11 protein-coding genes and 1 pseudogene are annotated in these 17,414 nt (G+C 66.4%); 8 read left to right on the top strand and 4 right to left on the bottom strand.

What is annotated here, in order from left to right; all coding sequences use genetic code 11:
* Positions 1-30: 30 nt before the first annotated feature.
* Complete coding sequence (locus tag ASC70_RS06665) at positions 31-702, bottom strand: hypothetical protein (protein ID WP_156396144.1); 672 nt, start codon at positions 700-702, stop codon at positions 31-33.
* Positions 703-882: 180 nt separating this feature from the next.
* Here ASC70_RS06665 and ASC70_RS06660 point away from each other — a divergent pair, with 180 nt between their 5' ends.
* The 5 genes from ASC70_RS06660 to ASC70_RS06640 all read left to right on the top strand — a co-directional run bounded on the left by ASC70_RS06660 (position 883) and on the right by ASC70_RS06640 (position 10,359).
* Positions 883-3,798 (top strand): TonB-dependent receptor, encoded by a 2,916-nt coding sequence (locus ASC70_RS06660; RefSeq protein WP_056047833.1) that lies wholly within the window; start codon positions 883-885, stop codon positions 3,796-3,798.
* 153 nt (positions 3,799-3,951) lie between these two features.
* Positions 3,952-5,271 carry a BNR repeat-containing protein gene (locus ASC70_RS06655; protein WP_056047830.1) on the top strand — a complete coding sequence of 440 codons (1,320 nt, stop codon included), beginning with the start codon at positions 3,952-3,954 and terminating at the stop codon, positions 5,269-5,271.
* Between the two features lie 227 nt (positions 5,272-5,498).
* On the top strand, positions 5,499-6,110 hold the full coding sequence (locus tag ASC70_RS06650; protein WP_200939240.1) for an RNA polymerase sigma factor: 612 nt from the start codon (positions 5,499-5,501) through the stop codon (positions 6,108-6,110).
* The gene (locus tag ASC70_RS06645; RefSeq protein WP_056047828.1) at positions 6,110-7,102 is read left to right on the top strand and encodes a FecR domain-containing protein; all 993 of its coding nucleotides are present in this window, start codon (positions 6,110-6,112) and stop codon (positions 7,100-7,102) included. Before ASC70_RS06650 ends, ASC70_RS06645 begins: the two co-directional genes overlap by 1 nt.
* A gap of 113 nt (positions 7,103-7,215) precedes the next feature.
* Positions 7,216-10,359, top strand: a complete 3,144-nt coding sequence (locus tag ASC70_RS06640; RefSeq protein WP_056047825.1) for a TonB-dependent receptor — start codon at positions 7,216-7,218, stop codon at positions 10,357-10,359.
* Between the two features lie 86 nt (positions 10,360-10,445).
* Here the strand turns inward: ASC70_RS06640 and ASC70_RS06635 are convergent, their stop codons facing one another.
* Entirely contained in the window at positions 10,446-11,378 is a 933-nt protein-coding gene (locus tag ASC70_RS06635) for a LysR family transcriptional regulator (protein WP_056048491.1), read from the bottom strand.
* Positions 11,379-11,519: 141 nt separating this feature from the next.
* Here ASC70_RS06635 and wrbA point away from each other — a divergent pair, with 141 nt between their 5' ends.
* The 3 genes and pseudogenes from wrbA to ASC70_RS06620 form a co-directional block, all read left to right on the top strand.
* Positions 11,520-12,119: an NAD(P)H:quinone oxidoreductase gene (gene wrbA, locus ASC70_RS06630; protein ID WP_056047822.1), complete on the top strand. Its 600-nt coding sequence runs from the start codon at positions 11,520-11,522 to the stop codon at positions 12,117-12,119.
* Between the two features lie 611 nt (positions 12,120-12,730).
* Positions 12,731-13,016: pseudogene (locus tag ASC70_RS24405) on the top strand (flagellin); the annotation flags it as partial.
* Between the two features lies 1 nt (position 13,017).
* Positions 13,018-13,652, top strand: a 635-nt coding sequence (locus tag ASC70_RS06620; RefSeq protein ID WP_082547411.1) for a flagellin, incomplete at its 5' end; no start/stop codon positions are given.
* Between the two features lie 79 nt (positions 13,653-13,731).
* Here ASC70_RS06620 and ASC70_RS06615 read toward each other — a convergent pair.
* Positions 13,732-15,342 carry an alpha-L-fucosidase gene (locus ASC70_RS06615; RefSeq protein WP_056047817.1) on the bottom strand — a complete coding sequence of 537 codons (1,611 nt, stop codon included), beginning with the start codon at positions 15,340-15,342 and terminating at the stop codon, positions 13,732-13,734.
* 10 nt (positions 15,343-15,352) lie between these two features.
* Complete coding sequence (locus ASC70_RS06610) at positions 15,353-17,353, bottom strand: glycoside hydrolase family 97 protein (RefSeq protein WP_082539842.1); 2,001 nt, start codon at positions 17,351-17,353, stop codon at positions 15,353-15,355.
* Between the last annotated feature and the right edge of the window lie 61 nt (positions 17,354-17,414).

Raw genomic sequence — 17,414 nt, 5'->3', positions numbered from 1 at the left:
CCTCGATGTCGACGCGGCGTCGCCGTCCGATCACCGCGCCACGACACCCCGTCCTTCGAAAGGATCGACGGGCTGAATGGTGCCGCTGGCGTCGTCGTAAGCCAGGAGCGCGACGCCGGCGAGCGGTCGCACGCCCGCCAGGATCTCCAGGTCCTCGGGCTCGAGCGCGCCGGTGTGATAGGCCTGGGCGAAGGTGAGATACGTGCTGAGCGCGGCGTCCAGGCTGGCGGGCGACGGATCGACCGGGATCAGCATCTTGAAGCGGCTATCGGCGTCGCGCTCCGTCCATACCGAAAGGACGGGAGAATACCGGTCCGCGACCTCGACTGGATCTCGCGCCGTCGGGCGCCGGAACGGCAACGCCATCAACCTTCGACCAAGCTCGCGAAGGGCGGAGTCGAGCACCGGAGCATGGGCCGGACCCAACGCCCCGAGCGGGTCGTGGAAATAGGCCTTGGTCAGGAAAAGACCGACCCCGCTGAACGCCAGGAGCGTCATCGACCCCGACGCGCGTTCCCCCATTCGCGCCTCGCGGCGGAACTTCAGGCCATCGACCGCCACGGCCGCCTGAAAGGCTTCGAGGATATCGAGCGGGACCGGACCCTCGTGGGCCAGGATCAGGTGTGGTGTTGGTGAGTCCATGCGCCCTCCACGGATCAGACTTAGGAGAAACCTGGGCCAGACCAAGGCGCGCGGGACCATCGGTGGGCGATCCGCGGCCAGCCATACGGTCTTTCGGATCCAGCACGTCTGGCGCCTCGAACCGCCATTTCAAAAAACTCGGCGGAAAAAATCTGGCCGCTCGTCTCGGTGTCGGGGGGCGGGTCCTGGCTTGCTCCAGCGAACAACAATGCTGAACGGCAATCCGAGGAAACGAACCAGATGACTCTCAAGATCGGTCGGACGACGTGGACGCTCATGCTCGCGTCGACGAGCTTCATCGCGCTGTCGGCTTCGGCCCATGCGCAGGCCACGGCGGGCGCCAGCGCCGCGAAAGACTCCGAGACGGTGACCGAAGTCGTCGTGACGGGCTTCAAGAAGAGCTACGCCGACGCGGTGCGGATGAAGCGCGACAGCGCCGGCATCACCGACTCCATCTCGTCCGACGGCCTGGGCCGCTTCCCCGATCTTAATGTCGGCGAGGCCATCCAGCGCCTGCCGGGCATCCAGATCAACCGCGAGGCCGAGTCCCGCAACGCCACGATCAATCTTCGCGGCCTGCCCGGCACCTACGCCCGCACGACCATCAACGGCCAGGCGTTCGCCGAGCCGATCCTGGACTCGTCCACGCCGCTGGGGGCGTTCAATTCCGACATCTTCTCGGCCATCTCGATCATCAAGTCGCCGTCGGCGGCCGACCAGTCGGGCGGCATGAGCGGGATCATCGACCTGCAGATCGCCCCGGCCCTCGGGCGTCGGGACGGCGGCACGATCAAGCTAGCCTACGAAGCCAACGAGCTGGGCAATCTCAACAGCCCCGCCATGACGCTGGGCTACAACAAGCACATCACCTCGGACTTGGCCGTCTTCGGCGTGGTCGCCTACAAGAAGGAGAAGTTCCGCCGGGATTCCATCAACTTCGTCCAATATACCCAGCTGAACGCGCTCGCGACGCCGAACGCCAATCTCGCCGCCTACTACGCGCCGACGCCAGCGGGCGGCGCGGCCTGTCCTTCGGGCCAGCAATGCCGTCCGTGGGGCACGGGCGCCAAGGCCACCAACGGCGTACTGTTCCCCTCCGACAATCGCCAGATCGTCAAATACAACGAAGGCGACCTGTGGACCGCCGCCGCAGGCCTCGAATACCGCGTCAACGAGGCGCTGAAGGTCGGGCTGAGCGGCTTCTACACGCGGCGAAACCTCGACAAGAACTACACCGACCTGCTGGAGGTGGATGCGCGCCCGACGACGACGGCCGTCAATCCGGCTGGGTCGGTGTTCACGCTGGCGGACGGCTTCAACTACATCAACGCCTTCGACTATTCGAACGCCCAGGTGAACCGCTCCTTCCGGTCCGAGCCGACCATCCAGAAGACCTGGGACGTCAGCGCCAACGCCGAGTACCGCACCGACGACTGGCGCCTGACCGGTACGCTGGTGACGTCCAAGGCCTCGAACAACCTGGTCCAGACCCAGATCGACGTCCGCAACCTGGCCAAGGCCGCCGGTAACGGCGTGTCGGGCAGCTTCTTCTCCGGCAACGGCGATATCGGCAAATACCTGATGTCGCTCAACCCGAGCGGCGCGCCGACGGTCACGGCGGGCCCCTATGTCTGGCAAGGCGCTGGCAACAGCCCCACGGCGCAGAACGCCGCCGGCGACCAGCTGATCGTGGCCGGCAGCCTGGGCTATCTGACCAACGAGCTCAACTCGGCCCAGGGCGACATCGAGCGGTACATCGAGAACGGCCCGCTGAGCAGCATCGTCGCCGGCCTGAGGGCCGAACGCGCCGAGTTCAGGTCGCGGGGCTACCGGACCAGCGCCAAGGGCGTCCAGGGCCAGAACGTCGACAGCAGCTTCCTGAAGCTCAGCCCCTACGCCGATGATTTCTTCGGCGGCTCGGGCGGCGCCTATGCGCGCAACTGGTACAGCATCGACTACGCCCGCGCGGTCTCGCGCCTGCAGCCGGTGACGACCACGGCGGGCGACCTGGTCACGCCATCGGGCTGGATCAACGACCCGACCAACGGCTCGTATTCGGCGTTCAATTTCTCGGTCAAGAACGACATCACCTCGGCCTATCTGATGGGCAAGGTCGACACCGAGGTGCTCGGCGTCCGCGTGCGCGGCAATTTCGGCGCGCGCTACGAGTCCACCGACCAGACGATCAACGCTCTGAACAAGACGTTCGACGCGGCCGGCAACGTCACCTACACGCCGACGATCTACCAGCAGAAGTACGACAACCTGCTGCCGTCGATCATGCTGGCGGCGGATCTGACCGACACGCTGGTGCTGCGCGGAGCCTCGTACAAGACCTTCGTCCGGCCCCAGCCGCGCAACCTCAGCCCGACGACCTCGCTGACCAAGACGGGCAATGGCTTCCAGCTGGCCTATGGCGGCTATGACCTGAAGCCCTACACGGCCATCTCACACGACATTTCGCTGGAGTGGTACAATCGCGCCAACAGCCTGGTGTCGGTCGACGTCTATCACAAGACGATCAACGACTTGGTGATCGCCGAGAACCGTCTCAGCCGCCTGTGCCCGGCCGACGCGACCGCCTATGGCCTGGGTCATCTGTCGCTGAACGGCACGACCTGCCAGAGCGACATCCTGGTCAACGGCCAGCCCGCCGTCGTCCAGATCAGCGGCAACTACAACCAGGACAAGCCGATCAAGGTCGACGGCGTCGAGATCAGCATCCAGCAGAACTTCGATTTCCTGCCCGGCTTCTGGAAAAACTTCGGCGGCGTGTTCAACTACTCGTACGCCAAGATCTCGGGGACCTATGCCGACGGGACCAAGGCGATCCTGCCCGGCGTCTCGAAGAACGCCTTCAACCTCATCGGCTTCTACGAGACCGCGAAGTACGGCGCGCGCATCGTCTACAACTATCGCGACGAGTACATCCTGGCCGGCGGCAACACCTTCACCGGCGGGGCCAGCCGCGTGAAGGCGCGCGGGCAGCTGGACGCGTCGCTGTCCTACACGCTCAACGATCGCTTCTCGCTGTCGTTCGACGCCTACAACATGACCGACCAGCGCCGCACCCAGTACCAGAATGTCGAGACCATGCCGCGCGCCAACGACTACGACGGCAGGACCTACACCTTGACCCTGCGCGGCTCGTTCTAGGCTAACTGCGCCAGGCGGGTCGTCCCGCCCGCCTGGCGATTTTTTGCCTCACCACCGCTCTTGCCGGCTCGCGCCACCAGATCAGGACGTCCCTTCGCGATGAATCGTTTCATATCGAGCTTGCTTGTCGTTTCTGCGCTCTGGTGTGGCGGGGTGAACGCCCAGACCTTCACCCCGTCGCCCGGGGCCTCGCCGACCATGAGCGCCGAGGTCGTCTCCACCGAGGCGATCGACCGGGTCTGGTCGGGACACAGCGTCCGATTCGCCCTGGTGACGACCAAGACCGACATCGTGATCGGCTACTACGACGCCAATCGCCAGCTGACCGTGGCGCGTCGGCGCAAGACCGGCGGCGGGTGGACCTACCAGAAGCTGGACACCTGGAACGACTGGGACAGCCACAACTACATCGCCATCGCCGAGGACCCGGCCGGTCGCCTGCACGTGGCGGCCAACATGCATTCCAGCCCGATGACCATGTTCGTCTCGGATACCTCGGGGGCGGTGCGCACCCTCAAGCGCGTTCCCGTGCTGGTCGACGAGGCGCTGGAGCGGGCGGCGACCTATCCGATCTTTCTGCGCGATCGGGCCGGCCGCCTGATCTTCAAATACCGCAACGGCTCCAGCGGCAATGGCGACGAAATCTACGACGTGCTCGACGCCGAGACGGGGAAATGGGCGCGCCTCACGGCCGCGCCGCTCGTCGACGGAGAGGGCCAGCGCAACGCCTATTTCATGGGTCCGGTGATCGGGCCGGACAACTGGTTCCACATCGCCTGGGTGTGGCGCGAGACGCCGATGGCCGAGACGAACCACGATCTCAGCTACGCCAAGAGCCCGGACCTGATCCACTGGTTCAAGGCGGACGGGACGCCGCTGCCGCTGCCGATCAAGCTGAAGGACGCCGAGATCGTCGATCCCGTCCCCGAGCGGGGCGGCATGATCAACAACAACACGCTGCTGGGTTTCGACGAGCAGGGGCGGCCGACGATCACCTATCACAAGTTCGATTCCGCCGGGAACACGCAGATCTACCTGGCGCGCTACCTGGGCAAGGCCTCGAAGACGGGCTGGGAACGGGCCCAGATCAGCCAGTGGACGAACTACCGCTGGGACTTTTCCGGCGGCGGGTCGCTGAAGTCCGAGATCTTTGTCGGCGGCGCCCAGCCGATCGGCGGCGGGCTGCTGAAGGTCCCGGTGATCCGGCTTGGCCAGTCGATCGACTTCATCGTGCGCTCTTCGGACCTGTCCCTGGTCGAGGCGCGGCCCGTTCTCTCGCTGGCCGACCAGCTGAAGAAGACAGTCAAGACGCCTGACGATATGCAGGTCAATATCGTCAACGTCGAGGGCGACCATGGCGAGATCTACGCCCTGGTCTGGAACGCCCGGCCGCCGCATCGGGACCTGCCGGCCGCGGACATCCCGGACCCGACCACCCTGCTGTTCATGACCCTGCGGTCCCAGGCACGTTGAAGGCTCGCGCGCCAGAGATCTTCCGGGGCGTTTTACCTGCCCGGCGCGCTATTCGATTGACGACTCCGCCCGCCTTAAAGATGATGTCAATATATGACTTTCCGTTCCAAATAATGGAACGCATAGGTTGTTTAGGCCGACGCCATGTCGGCCGCCGGCCCCGCCGGGACGTCACACGGCCCTCAAGCCCTTGGAATAGGGCAGGGCCTCGGGAGGGACGAACATGGATGCTGGACGTCTTGGGACACACCATGCGCGGCGCTGATCCGGAGATCGTCGCCTGGGTCAGCTCGCACGTGGTGCCGTTCGAGGCGGATCTGCGTCAGAAGCTCCGGCACATCTGCGGAACCGCGCACGAAGTCGACGACCTCGTGCAGGAAATATACTATCGCTTCCTCAAGATGCGGTCGGTCGATCACATCGACGATCCACGGAACTACGTCTTCCAGATGGCCCGCAACCTCGTCATCGACCACCTTCGCCGCAAGCGGGTGGTCAATATCGAAGCGGCGCAGAGCCTGGACGAACTGGCGGTCTTCGACGGCGCCCCGTCGCCCGAGCGCGTGGCGATGGCGCGAGCCGAACTGAAGTGGGTTCTGGGCGTGATCGCCAAGCTGCCGGAACGATGCCGGGAGGTCTTTCAGATGCGCAAGGTCTACGGCCTGTCCCAGGCTGAAACCGCGCAGCAGCTTGGCCTGAGCGAGAATGTCGTCGAGAAGGAGACCATGCGTGGCATGCACATCATCTCCGACACGGTCGCGCGGGTGAGCGTTTCCAGCCACCAGGACGCTCGGCGCCAAGCGGGTGGCGCGAGCGTCCCGGCGCGAAGCGGCCGCTGATGTCGACGATCGACGAAGAAGCCTCGGACTGGGTCGTGCGGCAGGCGTCGGGCCCGCTCGACGCGGCCTCTCAACTTGCGTTCGAGGCCTGGTACGACACCGGCTCGCGACAGCAGGGCGCCTATCTGCGGGCCCAGGCGATCTGGCGCAGCCTCGACAAGGCCACCGTCCAGGCCGACCTGCGGCCCGAGGCCACCCGGAGAAGCGCCAAGGCGCGCGCCGTCCATCGGCCATCTCGTCGCGCGCTCCTGGCCGCCGGCGTTGCGACCAGCGCGGCGGCGGGCCTGGTCGCGGTGGTGCTGGGCCCGCGCCTGACCGGCGGCGCGACCCTGAGGACGACCCTTGGCGAAGTCCGCAAAGTTCCGCTCGAGGACCGGACGATCGCCAGCTTGAACAGCGACAGCCACCTCGAGGTGAGCATGACGCCGAAGCTGCGCCGCGTCGTCCTCGTCAGCGGCGAAGCCCTGTTCGAAGTCGCCAAGAACCCCGAGAGGCCGTTCGTCGTCGAGGCCGGCGAGGTCTCCGTCAGGGCCGTCGGGACGGCGTTCAGCGTCCGGCGGCGGACGACGGGGGCCGACGTCCTGGTGACCGAGGGCGTGGTCGAGGCGTGGAACGCTGGCGGGACGGGCGGCGCCCGGCGCATCTCGGCCGGCGAGCAGGCCTTCGTGCCCTATCGCGCCGAGCCGATCTCGGTGCGCGCCGCGCCCCAGGAGATCGAGCGCCAGCTCGCCTGGCGTGAAGGCGACATCATCCTGAACAACCAGACGCTGGCCGAGGCCGCGCTGGAGTTCAATCGCTACAACAGGCTGAAGATCGTCATCGCCGATCCGGCGCTGGGATCGCACCGCCTGGTCGGACAGTATCGCGCCGACCAGCCGGAGCAGTTCGTCGATGCGGTCCAGGCCCTGCTGGGCGTCCCCGTGGCCAGGGTGGGCGACCACCTCACGATCGGCGGAAGAGGCTCCGCGAACATGCCCTCGGACCGCAGCTAGTCCAAGGGCCAGAAAGGCTCGCGATCGCCTAGCGGTCGAAGAAGCCGGAACGAAGGGGTGAGCGCTGGATGGGGGCGACCAGTCGCGGTCGGGGAGGTGAGAGGCTGTCGCTGGTGATCGCGACCTGCCTCCTGCTGGCCTCCGGTCACGCCCAGGCCCAGACCACGACCTCCGCGCCGACCCAGGCCCGCCCGAAGCGTTTCGACATCGCCGCGGGGCCGGCGGTCGACACCCTGCAGGCCTTCTTCCGCCAGTCGGGCCTCCAGGTCCTGGCCAACGGCGCCGACCTCAAGGGCGTCTCCACCCGGGCCCTGACGGGAGCGTTCGAGACCGACGCGGCGCTACGGATCCTGCTGCAAGGCACGGGACTGGAGGCCCAGCCTCGCCCGAACGGGACGGTCTTGATCGTCAAGGCCGCGCCGCCGAAGCCCGAACAGCCCATCGCGGCCGCCGAAGAGCCGACGATCGTGACGAGCGTCGTCGTCACGGGCTTCCGCCAGAGCTACGCCGACGCCATCCGCATGAAGCGCGCCGCTCCGGGGATCACGGATTCCATTTCGTCGGACGGTCTCGGGCGGTTTCCCGATCTCAATGTCGGCGAGGCGATCCAGCGCATCACGGGCGTTCAGATCAACCGCGAAGCCGACTCCCGCAACGCGACGATCAACCTGCGCGGGCTGCCCGGCACGTTCGCGCGGACGACCATCAACGGCCAGGCGTTCGCCGAGCCTATGCTGGATTCCTCGACGCCGCTGGGCGCGTTCAACTCCGACATCTTCTCGGCGATCACCATCAACAAGTCCCCGTCCGCCTCGGACCAGTCCGGCGGCTTGAGCGGCAACATCGACCTGAAGATTCAGCCAGCGCTCAGCCGCCGGGACGGCGCGGCCTACAAGCTCTCCTACGAGAAGGACAGCCTGGGCGAGCTGGGCGCGCCCGCCGTGACCCTGTCCGCCGCCCATCACTTTCGCTCCAACCTGGCGGCATTCGGCGTCGTGGCCTTCAAGCAGGAGCGGTTTCGGCGGGATTCGATCAACTTCAACCAGTACACGCCGCTGAACGACCTCTCGCCGGGGTTCGCGGCCCTCTACGCGGACTATTTCGCTCCGCCGGCGCCGGACGGGACCTGCGCCCGCGCGGAAGCCTGCAGCGCCATGGGCACGGGGCGGCTGGCGCGCACCGGCGTGCTGTTCCCGTCGGACGTCCGCCAGGTGGTCAAGCTGAACAAAGGCACGCTGCTCACGGCCGCCGCCGGTGTCGAGTTCGCCCCCTCGGCGACCCTCAAGCTCAGCCTCGACGGGTTCTTCACGCGCCGCGACCTGGCGAAGAACTTCACCGAGATGAACGAGGTCGACATGCGACCGATGACGACCATCGTCGCGCCGACCAGTCCCGTGAGTCGACTGTCGGACGGCATGGCCTATGTCGACGCCTTGACCTTTTCCAACGCCCAGATCAACACCTCCTACCGATCGGAGCCGATCGTTCAGGAGGCCTGGAGCCTGAGCGGCCGCGCCCTGTGGTCGGACGGGCCCTGGACCGCCACCGGATCACTGGTCAGTTCGCGCGGCGCCTACGACTACACCCAGACCCAGATCGATTGGCGCAACGTCTCCAAGTCCGGTGGCAACGGCACGTCGGGAACCTTCTTTTCGGGCGGCGGCGACATCCGAAACTACGTCCTGACCCTGTCGCCGCGGTCGGTCCCGCAGGTCACGCCGGGTCCTTGGACCTGGCTGGCCGCGGCCAATCCCGCCTTCCAGCAGAACAGCCTGGGCGACCAGCTGATCGTCGCCGGGACGGCCGGCTATACGCGCAACGCGATCGACGCGGCGCAGCTGGATCTCGACCAAGCCTCGCCGGGCGGCCTGTTCGAGGCCGTCTCCGGCGGCGCGAGGCTCGAGCGCACCCGGTTCGTCTCGCGCGGCTACCGCGCCAGCGCCAAGGGCATACGCACCGACAACATCGACGCCAGTTTCCTCAAGAGCAGCGCCTATGCCGCCGACTTCTTCGGCGGAGCCGCCAAGGGCTATCTCAACCCGTTCACCAGCATCGACTACGACTACGCCGTCGCGCGCCTGCAACCCGTCAGCCTTCAGCCGGGCGACACCCTCACCCAGACCGGCTGGGTCAACGATCCGTCCAACGAGTCCTATTCGGCGAACAATTTCCGGGTGTCCGGCCTGACCAGCGCGCTGTACGTCCAGGGCCGTTTCGACCGCCGCGCCCTTGGTGTTCCCGTCCGAGGAAACGTGGGCCTGCGGTACGAGCACACCCAGCAGACCATCGTCACGCTCAACCGCAGCACCGCGCTGTCAGGCGACATCCGCTACGACCCGGCCCGCTTCGAGAGCGACTACGGCGAGTGGCTGCCGTCCCTGCTGGTCGCGGCCGATCTCAGCGACACCGTCGTCCTGCGGCTGGCGTCCTATAAGACTTTTGTCCGGCCGCAGCCGCGCAACCTCAGTCCCGCCAGCTCGGTGACCGCCACCGACCAGGGCTTCAACATCGTCTATGGCGGCTATGACTTGAAGCCGTTCACCGCCGTGTCCCACGACGTGTCCCTGGAGTGGTACAACCGCTCGGGCGGGATGGTGTCGCTCGACCTCTACCGCAAGAATATCCGCAATCTCGCGACGATCGAAAACCGGCTGGAGAAACTCTGCCCAGCCGACGCCGCCGCCTTCGGGCTGGGGCGACTGACGATCAGCGGCGACCAGTGCCTCAGCGATATTCTAGTCAACGGACAACGCGCGGTGATCACCGCGTCGGGCGCCTTCAACCAGGTGCGGCCGCTGCGCGTGACGGGGCTGGAGTTCAGCCTGCAGCAGAACCTGGATTTCCTGCCCGGCTTCTGGAAGAACTTCGGCGGCGTCGTCAACTATTCCCGGACCCGGATCGACGGCCGCAATCCAGATGGATCGCCAGCCATCCTGCCGGGCGTGTCAGCGGGTAGCTACAACGTCATCGGCTACTATGAGACCAAGCGCCTGGGCGTGCGCGTCGTCTACAACTATCGGGACGAGTACATCCTCTCGGGGCTGAACACGTTCACGGGCGGGACAAGCCGGGTCAAGGCGCGGGGGCAGGTCGACTCTTCGATCGCCTTCGCCGCCAACGGGTGGCTGAACCTCGCCGTCGACGTTTACAATCTGACCAACGCCCGGCGCACTCAATACCAGAACATCGAGCAGGTTCCGCGCGCCAACGATTACGACGGTCGCGCCGTGACGGTCTCCCTGCGCGGCGCCTTCTAGATCGCGCGTTCTCGCCGGTCGCCGCTTGGTCGCGGTTGATCCGGCTTGCCGATATGCGTTGACGAGGTCGAGCGGGGGGCTGGTCGTCAAGGACGGCCAGATTCCCCCGAGGGATAAGGGTCGTTGGATTGGCCTCTGAGCCGCTCGATCAGGAACCCCGTCGCCGGCCCCGGCGGCGTATCCCCACGATAGATGGCGTGCAGCGGATAGTGCGCCTCGACCAGCTCGGGCATGTCCAGCCGCTTCAGGCGGCCGGCCGCCAGGTCCTCGCGGACCATGGGTTCGGGCATGTTGCCCCAGCCTAGGCCCTCCTTCAGCAGGATGTGCTTGGCCCCCAGGTCGCCCAGCCGCCAAGTGTGAGCGCTGGCGACGGCGAAGTCGCGACCCTCGGTCAACTTGGAGCGGTCGGTCAGGACCAACTGCGTGTGGCTACGGCCTGCGCCCGGCAGGTTCGCGCCTTGGGCCAGCGGATGGCTGGGCGCGGCCACGGGGATCAGCAGGGTCGAGCCGATGGCGATGGTGACCAACTCGTCGCCGCCGTTGACCACGTCCAGCGGCCCGGCCACGCCCAGGGTGGCGCCGCGGTCCAGCACCATCTGGGTCACCGCCCCCAGGCCCTCGACATGCAGGCGCAGGGTCACGGTCGGAAAGGCCTCGCGGAAGGCCCGCAACGCGTCGACCACCCGGGCCGTGGGCAGCATGACGTCCAGCACCAGATGCACCTCGGCCTCCAGGCCCTGCAGCAGGCCCTTGGCCTTGGCCTTCAAGTCGGCGACGTCGCCGGCGATCACCCGGGCCTGGGCCAGCACCACCTTGCCGGCCTCGGTCAGCACCGGCGTCTTGGCCGCGGCGCGGTCGAACAGGGTGAGGCCCAGCTGCGCCTCGAGATTGGCGATCGCGTAGCTGACCACCGAATTGGCCCGGTTCAGCCGCCGCGCGGCGGCCGCGAAACCGCCCGTCTCGACGATCGCCAGAAAGACGGTCAGCTGGTCCAGGGTCGGGGTTCCGGGTTCGCTCATCATGGCTCGCCATCGTTCGAATTATCCGAACGTTATAGACGATTTTATTCGGATATCGCGCAAGTCCAACCGGCGCCAAAACCTCCCTCAACGACGGGGACGCGACGTCCTCGCCTCCGATCTCAAGGCAAGGAGGCCGTCATGGCCAAGGTTCTGGTTCTCTACTATTCGTCCTACGGTCACCTGGAAACGATGGCCAAGGCCATCGCCGAGGGCGCGCGCGAAACCGGCGCGACCGTCGACATCAAGCGCGTGCCGGAAACCGTTCCGGAAGCCATCGCCAAGGGCGCTCACTTCAAGCTCGACCAGGAAGCCCCGATCGCCTCGGTCGAGGACCTGGCCAATTACGACGCCATCGTCGTCGGCGCCCCGACCCGTTTCGGCCGCATGGCCTCGCAGATGGCCGCCTTCTTTGACGCCGCCGGCGGCCTGTGGGCGCGCGGCGCGCTGCACGGCAAGGTCGGCGGGGCCTTCACCTCGACCGCCACCCAGCATGGCGGCCAGGAGACGACCCTGTTCTCGATCATCACCAACCTGCTGCACTTCGGCACGACAATCGTGGGCCTGGACTATGGCCACGCGGGCCAGATGACCCTGGACGAGGTCACCGGCGGCAGCCCCTACGGCGCGACCACCATCGCCGGCGGCGACGGCTCGCGTCAGCCCAGCGAGAACGAACTGGTCGGCGCCCGCTACCAGGGCCGCAAGATCGCCGAGACCGCCATCAAGCTGCACGGCTGATCCAAGTCACCGCGCTGTAGGCCGGCCGCATTTCCCAGCGACCGGCCGTCGGAGGCCGGCCGGTTCCTTTCCCCCTCCCGGGAGCCGGTCGGCCTTTTCTTCGTTGAGTTAGGAAAAGGAGTCTCTCGATGCGTCGTCGGTTCAGTTTCCTGTTCGAGCTCTGGAAGGCCGTGGTCTTCGTCTTGACCCTGCGCGCGGTCGCCAAACCCTATCGGTCGCGACGCCTATACCTGGCCGGTCGCTGAGCGCCGTCGGTGCGTCCGGACGCATGCTGAAGAGCCGCCCCACAAGGATTCCGTGGATCTCGCGCCGGCGCCGGGACGCCTGAATCGCCTAGACTCTGCGCGCCTTAATCGAGCTGAATCGAGCGAGTCTGCCAGCCCGAAGAGTCATAGATTAGTTGTGCCATTTTGAGACAATCTCGACTCATTTCGAGGTCGAGTTTTTACTTTCTGCTCATTTGATCATTAATAAAATAGTTCCTAATCTTAAGCATGCGACATTATTTCCTCAACGAAGTAGAAAGCTAAAGCTTGGATACTGGCCGTGGGTAAAATGCCCACCGGCCGTCAAAATGACGCCGGAACACCTCGAATAGGAGTTGTTTCGTCATGGCGCTGAACAGCATCAACACGAACAGCGGGGCCCTGATCGCCCTGCAAAACCTGAACGCGACGAACGCCGAACTGCAGACCGTCCAGCAGCGCATCAACACCGGCAAGAAGGTCGGTAGCGCCAAGGACAACGGCGCCATCTGGGCCATGGCCAAGGGCCAGACCGCCACCGCCAACAGCATGAACGCCGTGAAGGACTCGCTGCAACGCGGTCAGTCCACCATCGACGTCGCGCTGGCCGCCGGCGACACCATCACCGACCTGCTGGGCAAGATGAAGGAAANTGAACGCCGTGAAGGACTCGCTGCAACGCGGTCAGTCCACCATCGACGTCGCGCTGGCCGCCGGCGACACCATCACCGACCTGCTGGGCAAGATGAAGGAAAAGGCCCTGGCCGCTTCCGACACCTCGCTGAACACCGCTTCGTTCAACGCCCTGCAAGCCGACTACATCTCGCTGCGTGACCAAGTCGAGAAGGCCGCCACGAACGCCAAGTTCAACGGCATCAGCATCTCGGACGGCTCGACCACCAAGCTGACCTTCCTGGCCAACTCGGACGGCACGGGCTTCACGGTCAACGCCAAGACGCTGACCCTGGCCGGCCTGAACCTGACGGGCACGACCTTCACCAGCGCCGCCGACGCCAAGCTCAAGCTGACCGACATCGCCAACGCGATCCAGACGGCCACCAACAAGCTGGCCTCGCTGGGTACGTCCTCGACCGGCCTCGACACCCACCTGACCTTCGTCGGCAAGCTGCAAGACAGCCTGGAAGCCGGCGTTGGCAACCTGGTGGACGCCGACCTGGCCAAGGAAAGCGCCCGCCTGCAATCGCTGCAGACCAAGCAGCAGCTGGGCGTCCAGGCCCTGTCGATCGCGAACCAGTCTTCGTCGTCGATCCTGAGCCTGTTCCGCTAAGCGGAAGCTTCCTCGCGGCCGTGATTATGGCCGCGACACGACTAGGGGCGGACCTTCGGGTCCGCCCCTTTTTCGTGGTCTAGACCAAACCCGGCCCTTCGATCTTCAGCGCCGGCGTAAAGGCCGGCCGACGGCTTGGCAGGTCGACGACCAGACCGCTCGCCTCGCGGCGGAAGGGCAGGGGATCGGCCCCGCCCAGCAGGGCCACGCGCCGAACCTCGCCGGGCGCGCGCCCGCTCGCCAGGCTCTCGATCGTCAGCGATCCTTCCGGCCAGGCCATCGGCAGGGCGTAGAGCGCGCCGGCCTTGGTGGTGAAGCGGATGTCGGTCGCTTCGAACGGCTTGGCGCCCCCCTCGTTCATCATCCCCTCGACCAGCTTGGTCGGGCCCTCGCCGAAGATCCGCCAGGGGCGGGTGGCGTAGATCGCCTCGCCGTTGACCGCGATCCAGCTGGCCATGTCGGCCAGGATCTTTTCTTCCTTGTCGTCGATCGTGCCGTCGCCGCGCAGGGGAATGGAGACCATCAGGCAGCCGTTCTTGCTGACCACGTCCAGCAGCCGCTGGATCACGTCGCGGCCCGACTTGTAGCCGTTCCGCTCGTAGAGGGGGCGGCTGTAGTGCCACTCGCCGATGCAGGTGTCGGTCTGCCACGGCTCGTCGCGCAGGCGGTCAGAGAAGCCGCGCTCGATGTCCTCGACGATGCCGCGCCGCTGCAGGGGCGACAGCTTCTTGCCGGTGACCACCACGTCGGTCCGGCCCAGACGCTGGACCGCGTTGTTGTAGTAGTGCGCCGTCGCCTCCAACCCGGCCCAGCCCAACGGCAGGGTGAAGTTGTCGAAATAGACCATGTCGGGCTTGTAGCGATCGGCCAGGTCGTTCTGGCGCAGCAGCCAGTTGCGCACGAAGGCGGGATTGTTCGGCGGCGGCGTCTCGATCCACTCGCCGTCGTGCTTGTCGTGCCAGGCGTTGGCGGCCTTGATGCTGTCGATGCCGTCCGGGATCACCATGTTTCGGCCGGTGTAGAGAGCCTGCGGATCCAGGCCCTGCCACCACTGGCCCTTGCCGCCGGCCTTGGTCAGCTGGAACGCATCGTAGCGCTGGCCTTTGCGCGGCCCCTCGGCGTCGTAGCCATAGGCCGTCTGCCACCAGTGCCAGGCGTGGGCGCTATGATTGGACACCGCGAATTTCAGGCCATGGGCGCGGGCGACCTTGGCCCATGTCCCGACGATGTCGCGCTTGGGGCCTATGCGCGTGGTGTTCCAGGCGTGGTGGCGGCTGTCGAACATGTCGAGGTTGTCGTGGTGGTTGGCCATCGACATGAAGTATTTCGCGCCAGCGGCGACGTACTTCTTCATCAGGGCGTCGGGATCCCAGTTCTGCGCCTTCCAGCGCGGAATGAACTGCATGAAGCCGAAGTCGGCCGGATGGCCGTAGGTCTTCAGGTGGTGCTCATAGACCCGGTTGCCCTGCATATACATCTGCCGGCCGTACCAGTCGCCGAACTCGGGCACGCACTGTGGGCCCCAGTGCGCCCAGATGCCGAGCTTGGCGTCGCGGAACCAGTCCGGGACCTTGTAGCCGGCGGCCAGGGACTCCCAGTTCGGCTGGAACGGGCCTTTGGTGGCGGCCAGCGCGGGACTGGCGGTCAGGGCCGCGCCGGCGGCCATCAGGTCGCGTCGTGAAAAGGTCATGGAAAGCTCGCTACTTCGCCGGGGTCAGGCGCACGACGCCGCCGCCGCTAGGGGCGAGCGTCAGGGTGAGGGTCTGCTGGGCGCCGACCGTCTGGGTTCGGGTCTTCAGGGCGGTGGGCTCGGCCCCGTCCTCGCGGATCTCGGCCTGGAAGCGGCCGGCGCCGAGGAAGGCCAGCGGGACCTTCACGATCCGGCCCGCCTCGTTGGTCATGGCCCCGACCCACCATTCGGCGCCCTTGCGGCGGGCGATGACGATTGACTGGCCGATCTGGCCCGACAGCACCCGGGTCTCGTCCCAGGTGGTCGGGACGGCGCTGACGAAGTCCAGCCCGGCGGGCGAGGCGGCGTAGGTCAGAGGACTGTCCGAGACCATCGACAGCGGGCTGTCATAGACCACGTACATGGCCAGGGCCTGGCCGCGCGTGGTCTGGACCGTGGGCAGAACGAACTGGTTCTTGAACTCGGCCGGCCGGACGTTCTTGAAGCCGCCCGGCGTGTAGTCCATCGGCCCCAGCAGCATCCGGGTGAACGGCAGGGTGACGTTGTGGGTGGCGGTGACCCGCCGGCTCCACTTGTTGTACTCGGCCCCCATCACGCCTTCCTGGGTGACGAAGTGCGGATAGGTGCGGGTCAGGCCGGTCGGGCGGTAGGCGCCGTGCAGGTCGACCATCAACCGGTGCTGGCCGGCCTTGGTCAGCAGGCGGTGATAGAAGTCGACGATCTGCTGGTCGTCGCGGTCCATGAAGTCGACCTTGATCCCCTTCACGCCCCAGGCCTCATAGGCCGCCAGGGCCTCGTCCATCTGGGCGTCGAGGGCCTTCCAGTGGACCCACAGCATGATCCCCACGCCCTTGTCGCGGCCGTAGGCGACCAGGTCCTGCACGTTGATGGCGGGGATGGCGCGGAGAACGTCCGTGCCCGGAAGAATTGTCGGCGCCTGGCCCGAGCCGGCGTACCAGCCGTCGTCGATCAGCATGTATTCCAGCTTGTTGGCGGCGGCGAAGTCGATGAAGCGCTTCATCGTCGCGTCGTTCATGCCGCCGCCATCCCCTCCACTATGGCCGGCGACACCTTCGACCTTGGAGCCGTTCCACCAGTCCCAGGCCGCCTTGCCGGGCTTGATCCAGCTGGTGTCGGTCAGGGCGGTCGGCGGGTTCAGGCTGGTGATCAGGTTCGACGACACCAGGTCGCCCGGCGCGTCGCCGACCATCACCACCCGCCACGACGAGACCGTGTCGGTTCCGATCCGGGTCAGCACGGCCTTGGACGGATCATCCAGGCGCGGCGACAGCTGGGCTTGCAGGCCCAGGCCGCCGTCGCCGCGACCGGTCAGGTACAGACCGGCCCAGTTCTTCAGGTCGGCCTCTGCCAGGGCGAAGGCCGTTCCCTTCGCCGTCTGGCAGACCACCGGCAGCTCGTAGAGCGCCGTGGGGTGGAAGCCGCTGGCCTTGATCGCGTCGTACTCGCCCTCGTGCGAGGTGCCGAAACGGCCGAGGTTCAGCGCCCAGCAGCTGTCGTCGCCGGCGAAGTCGAATCGCGTCTCCTCGCCCCGCACCGCCACGCCGGCCAGCTTGACCTGGTCGGGCAGCACGTAACGGAAGGCGACGCCGTCGTCATAGGCGCGGGCGATCACCTTCAGCCGCCGCTGCAGCCCGCCGGTTTCCAGAAATTCCACGGTGGTCTCGCTGAAGCGGTCGCGCACGGTCCGGGCTTTCCCGGCCACCAGGTCGTAGGTCTGGTCGACGGTCCGGGTCGCGGCGCCGACGATCGTCACCCCGCGCGACAGCGTCCCGCCCTTGTCCAGCACCAGACCCAGCGGCGAGGGCGTGATCAGGGTCTGACCCTTGAACTTCAGGGTGAAACTGGCCTGGCCATTGGCGTCCGACAGCCGGATCTCGGTCTGGCCGTCGGGCGAGGTCGCGACCTGTTCGGCGGCCAAGGCCGACGCCGCCGCGCCGCCGAACAGGGTCGCCGCTGTCAGCGCTGTCAAAAACTTCAATGGCCGCATCATTAGGAGTTCCCAACCCAGTTTTGTTCTGTATTTGTCATACAAAATAGGCGGGGGATGGATC

Source organism: Caulobacter sp. Root343, from assembly GCF_001425745.1.
Classification (GTDB): Bacteria; Pseudomonadota; Alphaproteobacteria; order Caulobacterales; family Caulobacteraceae; genus Caulobacter.
Note: the sequence above shows the minus strand (reverse complement) of the source record. Positions and strands in the feature narration are given on the sequence as shown.